Below are 7865 nucleotides of genomic sequence, written 5' to 3'. Positions count from 1 at the left end.
CTCTTCGAGACGCTACGCGAACACTACTAACTTTTTAGGGCTTCTAACTTGTGCATAAGTCCTATCAATTACGAATTACGAATTATTGACATCCTTCAATAAAATCAATTACTTGGTGTAAAAATCCTGGCTTTGTCACAATTAACACGGTTGAATCAGGCTCAACCACAGTACTGCCATTAGGAATAATTAAATCAGTATGGGGATGGGATTGATAACCAATAATTAAAGAACCACTGGGAAAATTAGGATTTTGAGCAATTTCTGCCACACTCCGACCCACAATATAGCAATTATTGGGAATGAGCATTTTCAGTACCTCAATTTGCCCCTGTTCAAAATGCATCATTGATTCTACTTGGGGATACTCAATGGCATTCACCATCGTTGAAACTGCCAATTCTACAGTACCAATAATATGATTGGCTCCAGCTAGACGCAAAGGTTCAGCAAAATCACGGTGGCGCATCCGCGAAAAAATACGAATAACTCCGTAGTGTTTGGCAAGAGTTACCATTGCTAAGTTCAAAGCATCACTTCTGAGAACAGCTGCTAGGGCATCAGCTTTGCGAATCCCCGCTTCTAATAAGGTTTCTGTACTCACTGCGCTACCTTCAAAAGCCATCACTCCCACTTGTTCACGGGCATAGCGACAAGCATTGGGGTCTTTGTCAATTATGGCGACTGTATGCCCCAATTCTACTAATTTTTGCGCCAAATTTAGCCCCACTAAACCGGCTCCACCTATGAGGACATACATAGTGATTTTGTGATAAATTTTCTTAATATTAGCTGAAATGATGCTCTGTAAGTTGAGCAAGTGCTGGGTGGGGCGGGTTTACCAATATCGTTGTTAGGCGCAACGATGCCCACAGGGGCTGTAGAATGCCAAGGAAGAGGGTTGAAGAGGTCTTTTGCCTCGATATTGTATATTTGATGCTCCTGTTTCTATTAACCCTAATTTTGGCTAGGATATTTTTTCATCAATTCCTGAACTTGAGCGACTACTAGGGGGTGTGTATCTTGTTGTAATTTGGGTAGAAGTTCCAGCAAGACTCGGTGAGAAGCCACATTCAGATAGGCGATCGCTGCTTCTCTGACAAAGCCTGTCGGATGGCGTAGGGCGACGATGATTTCCTGAATGTTTAAGCGGATACGGCTAACTTGAGCAAAGTGAAAACAGCAGGCTAAACACCAATCAGAAAGCAAACGACTCAGTGTCAACATCCGGGCTAGGCGATCGCTCACGGACATTTGTTGATATTGGCTGAACCCAGATTCAATTAAACAATGGAGTTTGTCTTGGGGCGATCGCTGATCTAAAATATTCAACAATATCGCTTTTGTGGGCAAATTAATTGTATGGTCTAAAATCTCTAAACCCTGGGCTATATTTGCCTTTGATTCTGATTTGAGATTAAATGTAGCTGCTTGCATCTTTTCTGGCGAGTACAGCAATCTCAGTAATAGCAGCAATCTTTCCCTCACATCCATTTCTAACTCTTGCAATGCGTCTTGCAATAAGTTCACTATCACTAAAACTCTTTCTGATTGCTCATTTTCTAAAATTTGTGGTTGTTGAACATCTAAATAGACGGCGTAAATTTCTGCTAAAAACTTTAATTCCTGTTCAATTAAACTTTCCACCTGACTGTGATGAAAGGTGTCTACGCTGGTGACTTCTGGTGGCTGATTTATTTTCAGTAAACTGCGGAGAATATGATATCTGGTAGCGCCCCAAGATATTTCTAAATGCAGCCATAAGGTTTCCATTGCTTCTAGTGTGGAAATTTGGGCAATGGTGCGCCAAGCATACATCCTGACTTTTTCTGGTTTGTAAATATTGGTAGCCAACTCCAACAACATTTCTAGAGCTTCATTTTCTAGTTTAATCAAAGCTCGCATGGCGGTACTGCGGGTTGATTTATAGTATAGCGCCCCTAGTAATGCCGAATAATATTCCTCTAAACGAGTTGCAGCAATCATTTCCAAAACTGCACAGCGTACCCGTAAGGATTCATCCTGCAACAATTTGGGAATATAAATCCGCAACGCCTGTAAATATACAGCTTCTCTCAGCGCTCTTACCCCATTGACTCGTTCTCGTTCTTGTTTATGAGTCAGCATTCGGCGCATAGCTTTAGTTGCGGCAACTTTTTGCAGAGGTGTTCCCTGACGTAAAATTAAAGCGGCGGCTGTGGCGCGAATCAGTGAATGATATCGCGGTTTGAGGTATTCTTCTAAGAGAGTTAAATTAGGATTGGGTTCGGCTAACCAAACGTAACGCAGAGCTAAGGCAAAAACTTCGGGATCAACTTGTTCTTGGGGCTGTTGTAAAAAAGTGCGGACTTCTAGGGCATAAATAGGATTGGCATCTGCAATCAGCATGACTTCCAAACTTTGGCGTTGCAAATCTGGAGATAATTTGCTCAGTAAGGGTGATAAAACTTGCGCTGCTCCTTGGGGGTCAATTTGTGCCAATAGTTCAATACAAGAGCTTTTGTCGGCGGCATTACCTGTTTCGGATAAAGCTTTGATTACCCCCTGATGGAAGAAACGCAAACCCACATTTGCTGCACTGAGTTCTCCCCGTTCTGCGCTTAATACTAGCAGGTCAACATAACGCGATCGCAAGATCAAAACTACTTTTAAACAAGCTGCCGCAATAATTACAGTTTCTGCTACCAGTACCCATTTTTGCATTTCTGGGGGGATAAACAGATTAGAAACAAACAATGTCCCTAAAATAATTAGCCCTGCCAAACCCGTCGCGATCGCTTCGGCTGTTCCCCCTGATAATGTCTGCGTGCGACTGCGAATGCGTTCGGGTATGGGTTGATACAGCACCGGTCCACTACTCACCACAAAGGTGTAACGTAATAGTTCATCGGCGAATTTCAGCCCCACTAATCCCCAAAAGAAGCCTTGCGTTTGTAATGCTGGGAATAAATTCAATAAAGTGATCGCCCCTGGTAAGATAAAGCCTACAGCTACGGGTAGCATTGCAGCTGTGATAAATACCCCAAAGCGTTCTGTGACTCGGCTGGAAATAAACCACTGAGTAATTAATTCACATAGTCCCACGATGCCACCAAACAGACCTAAAAAGCTGGCTAGTTCACGGCTATCTAAAGAACTATGGAGTTCGCGCAGGTATTGAAAATCGACTAGTAAGCCAATAATTTGCAAAAGACCCACAAAAGCAAATAACTGCCAGGTATAGCGCTTTAATGGAGCTTCTAGGCGGCGATGTCGGTTAGCTTGTTCGTGGGGAATTACTCGTTGGGGCGCATCGGGAAAGGCTGTGCGATAGTGATGACTTAAATAAAATAATATACACGTACCTAAGACAATCACAGCACAGGCAATGAGAATCACTTGCTCTAGTTTGATAAATTGCAGCATCCAAGGCAAACTAAAGCCACTGATCACATCTGCTACTAACAAACCACTGCTGACTAAAGGATAGGTACGTTTAATTTCACGGATATTAAATAATTGATTAGCAACAATAGAGGTATTGAGGTCATTAATCACATATATTGCATCTACCCATAGCCGCAGCAGAAACACTAGGGCGACTGCGAGAAATTGATATTGTACTTCCCCCCGTAAGGATACTATCAAGATTAATGGCAAAACCATACAAGGGGCGATCGCTACAATCACCCACCGCAACGGGAAAATCTTTTGCAGCCAAGAATAAGCTACAACCAGTGCAATACTCATCACCGCACTAGCTATATACATCCAAGGCAAAGGGCCAGCCCCATATTCATCTAAAAACAGCGCTACTGTACTGTCTTCTGCCCAGCGCAAACCCACTGATACAGTTGTGTAAAAAGCAAACATCATCCAAGTCCGTTCGCTTTCTTCTGGTCGAAGATTCAACCACTGCAACAGTCGTCCTAAAGCCCCTTTATTTGCAGCTAACGAGTTATTTTTAAGTTCCATGCACTGCAAGCGACACTAAATTAGATTCTGAATCAGATAAATAATAAAATAAACGATTATTTGCCTTTAACCTCATCTCTATTCCCCATAAACGGAAAAAATCCTGAGCCACTGAGTATTATCTTTCCCTCTCAGCGCTCAGGACTATCAGTTTTCCGGAAATTTCAATGACTTGGGGTCATACTGAAATTTTTAGTCATGGATTATACTTGATATCTGGAAAAATTGGCAAATTATCTTTTGGGTGAAATCAGCATCATCATATTTCTCCCCTCTTTTTTGGGTGCTTGTTGGAGTTCTCCCAGTGGCTCCAAATCCTTAGCCATGCGCTTGAGCAAATGCTCTGCTAAGTCACTGTGTTGAATCTCTCGACCCCGGAACATCACAGTTGCTTTCACTTTATCGCCATCTTTGAGGAAGCGCTCGGCTTGTTTAACACGCACATTGTAATCGTGTTCTTCTATTTTATAGCGCATCTTCACTTCTTTCACATCAGCCGTGTGCTGTTTTTTCCGGGCTTCCCGTGCCTTCTTCTCCTGCTCAAACTTGTACTTCCCGTAATCCATGATCCGACAAACCGGTGGGTCGGCCTTATCACTTAGCAATACCAGGTCTAGCTCTTTTTCTTCAGCTAGTTGTAGTGCTTCTTGTGGAGGCATAATTCCCAGTTGTGCGCCATCATTATCAATGACTCGAATCTTGGGAAAGCGGATGCGCTCGTTGATTTGGGGCAGATCGCGAGTTCGTTTTTTCTCAATCACAGGCATTATGATTATGGAAGCTCTTTAGTAGTTAAGACGTGGGTTGGACTTGGTTTGCTTGGTCTTCTTTGGGATGCCTCAGAAGCACAAGACTGAATTTAGCTAAGGACTTAAGCTTGAGTCTGTTTTTATAGGATAACTAATTCATGAATTAGTCGTCACCGTATTTTTTATTCTACTCACTCTGCCCGAATTTCTCTGCCATTATTAATGTAATTTTCATAACAAAAAATCATTAAATTTTATTACATTTTTATTAGCACATCTTTAGGTATGCTATATGTCTTTGATTTTTTACTGGCTTCAGCAAATATACTTAATATCTAGAAATTTACCTAAAATAAATTACTTAGGGATTGCTGAATAAATATAAAACCCAGATAAATCAAAGGTTTCAGGTGCAAGGCTTCGCCGTGAGCGTCAGCCGAACGGTTTTTGAAAGGTGTACCATCAAAAGTGTGAATTTTGGGGATGACAGATAGCTGAAATTTTTCCCTATTCCCTATTCCTTAGTTAAAAAATGTAGTGGGGTTACACAACTAAAATTATGATGTCAATAGCAATTAAGTAAGTCATTGTAAATAATTCAAGGTTTGTAGTCAGGACTAAAGTCCTGAATTAAGGGCTAAAGCCCTTACTACGAGCTAAATTACCATGTTTTTACATTACTTTACATAGTTAGCTTTATTCTCGCCAACTTACTTATACTATTGCAACTTAACATTAATAGTCAAAGTAACTCTTTGACGCGATCGCCTGTTGCTATTACTCACCAACAATTGACTCAATCTTTCTATGATAACAAATACAGAAAATTCTCGCCATCAAGATTTAATTGGTTTTATCTGGACTATTGCTGATAAACTCCGAGGCCCTTACCGTCCACCCCAATATCGTCGGGTTATGTTACCCCTCATTGTTTTACGGCGTTTAGATGCTGTTTTAGAACCAACGAAACAAGCTGTACTGGATGCGAAGGCGAAATATCAAGCAATGGGGTTACAGGGTGAGGCTTTTGAAAAAGCGATCGCTAAAGTTGCAATTGGGAGCGATCGCCAACAATTTTTGTATAATACCAGTGAGTTTACATTTCAAAAATTATTAGATGATGCTGATGGCATTGCCAGTAACTTAAACAATTATATCAATGGTTTTTCACCTAGAGCCAGGGATATATTTGAGAAGTTTGATTTTCAAAGCGAGATTCAAAAACTCGATGAAAGTAATCGCTTATATTTAATCATTAAAGATTTTTGTAAACCAGAAGTTAACTTATCTCCCGCCCAACTTTCTAACCTGCAAATGGGTTATCTGTTTGAAGAATTGGTGAGAAAATTTAATGAACAAGCCAACGAAGAAGCGGGAGATCACTTTACACCCCGTGAAGTCATTCGCCTCATGGTAAATCTGGTTTTCTGTGAGGAAACGGATGTCTTTCAACAAGGTATTTATCGCTCTGTGTATGACCCCACGTTAGGCACAGGGGGAATGCTTTCGGTTTCAGAAGAACACATTAAAAAGCAAAACCCAGAGGCGAACTTAGGGCTATTTGGTCAAGAATATAATCCCGAATCCTATGCTATTTGTTGTTCTGATTTATTGATTAAAGATGAGCCGATTGACTATATTATCTATGGTGACACTTTAGGAGTTAAGAACGCCAAAAATAAAAGTAATAATTTCTTACCCCATGACGGACATCCTGATAAGCAATTTCATTATATGTTTGCTAATCCTCCTTTTGGTGTGGAGTGGAAACCAGAACAAGAATTTATTGAAGATGAGTATAAAAATTTAGGTTTTAAAGGTCGATTTGGGGCGGGTTTACCACGCATTAATGATGGTTCATTGTTGTTTCTCCAACACATGATTTCCAAAATGCAACCCTCCCCAGAAAATGGCGGTGCTGGTTCACGCATTGCGATTGTTTTTAATGGTTCACCTTTGTTTACAGGAGATGCGGGAAGTGGTGAAAGTAATATCCGCCGTTGGATAATTGAAAATGACTGGTTAGATGCGGTAATTGCTTTACCTGACCAGATGTTTTATAACACGGGAATTTTTACTTATATTTGGTTAGTGACGAACAAAAAAGGCTTACATCGTCGGGGGAAAGTGCAGCTTATTGATGGAACTCACCATTTTCAGAAGATGAAAAAGAGTCTGGGTAATAAGCGAAATGAGTTATCACCTGAACATATTACCGAATTGGTGCGACTGTATGGGGATTTTAAACAAAATGGTATTAGTGAAGTTCAAAAAGATGGACAGACAGAACAGCCGATTTGTTCTAAGATTTTTGATAATCGGGAATTTGGATTTTTAAAGATTACTGTGGAACGTCCGTTAAGGTTAAATTTTCAAGTTAGCCAAGAGCGTTTATCTTTACTTTGGGAACAGTCAGCTTTTCAGAATTTAGCGACGACGAAAAAGCGGAAAGATGAAAAAGTACAACAGTTAGAAATTGAGATAGGTGAAAGTCTTCAAAATCAGATTATTGAGGCTTTACAGCAATTGGATGAAAATAAGCTGTATATGTCCCGGAATCAGTTTGAAAAAGATTTGAGTCGGGTTTTGAAAAATGCCGGATTAAAATTAAAAGCTCCTGTGAATAAGGCGATTTTAGCAGCATTGGGAGCAGCTGACCCAGAGGCGGAAATCTGTAAAGATAGCAAGGGGAATCCCGAACCGGATAGTAATTTGCGAGATACTGAAATTGTCCCTTTACCGGATGATATTGCTTTACCTTTACCTTTAGATTATGGCAAAGATGCGAGTGTTGATGAATTGGTTAAATTAGTCAAGGTGCATTGTCTAGAATATTTACAACGGGAGGTTTTACCCCATGTTCCAGATGCTTGGATTGATTTTTCTAAGACTAAAGTGGGTTATGAAATTCCTTTAAATCGGCATTTTTATATATATCAGCCTCCCCGTGCGTTGGATGTGATTGAGGATGATATTAAGGCGCTAGAGTCGGATATTATGGCGATGTTGGGAGAAGTGGTTTAAGGACTAATAGTTTAATAAGATCCCCGACTTCTAAGATTAATTTATTATTTGTTTACAAGATTAAAAAAGAAGTCGGGGATCTGAACATTAATTTTCTGATCAGCTAAAATAGAACTATAGAGTTAGGAGATTTGAAAA

At 40.4% G+C, this 7865-nt stretch carries 4 protein-coding genes; 1 reads left to right on the top strand and 3 read right to left on the bottom strand.

The window, feature by feature from the left end; translation table 11 throughout:
- Positions 1-82: 82 nt before the first annotated feature.
- The 3 genes from VB654_RS22695 to infC form a co-directional block, all read right to left on the bottom strand.
- Complete coding sequence (locus tag VB654_RS22695; RefSeq protein ID WP_323216085.1) at positions 83-760, bottom strand: TrkA family potassium uptake protein; 678 nt, start codon at positions 758-760, stop codon at positions 83-85.
- A gap of 197 nt (positions 761-957) precedes the next feature.
- The gene (locus VB654_RS22690) at positions 958-3954 is read right to left on the bottom strand and encodes an MFS transporter (protein WP_323216084.1); all 2997 of its coding nucleotides are present in this window, start codon (positions 3952-3954) and stop codon (positions 958-960) included.
- Between the two features lie 233 nt (positions 3955-4187).
- Complete coding sequence (gene infC, locus VB654_RS22685) at positions 4188-4721, bottom strand: translation initiation factor IF-3 (protein WP_323216083.1); 534 nt, start codon at positions 4719-4721, stop codon at positions 4188-4190.
- Positions 4722-5510: 789 nt separating this feature from the next.
- On the opposite strand from infC, the gene VB654_RS22680 reads away from it, so the two are divergent.
- A complete protein-coding gene (locus tag VB654_RS22680; RefSeq protein WP_323216082.1) occupies positions 5511-7727 on the top strand; it encodes a class I SAM-dependent DNA methyltransferase in 2217 nt (738 codons plus the stop codon).
- The last annotated feature ends 138 nt before the right edge of the window (positions 7728-7865 follow it).

Origin of the sequence: Nodularia sp. UHCC 0506 (assembly GCF_034931045.1) — a bacterium.
Lineage (GTDB): Bacteria > Cyanobacteriota > Cyanobacteriia > Cyanobacteriales > Nostocaceae > Nodularia.
The sequence above is the reverse complement of the archived record's forward strand: the minus strand, read 5'-3'. Positions and strand labels throughout refer to the sequence as shown.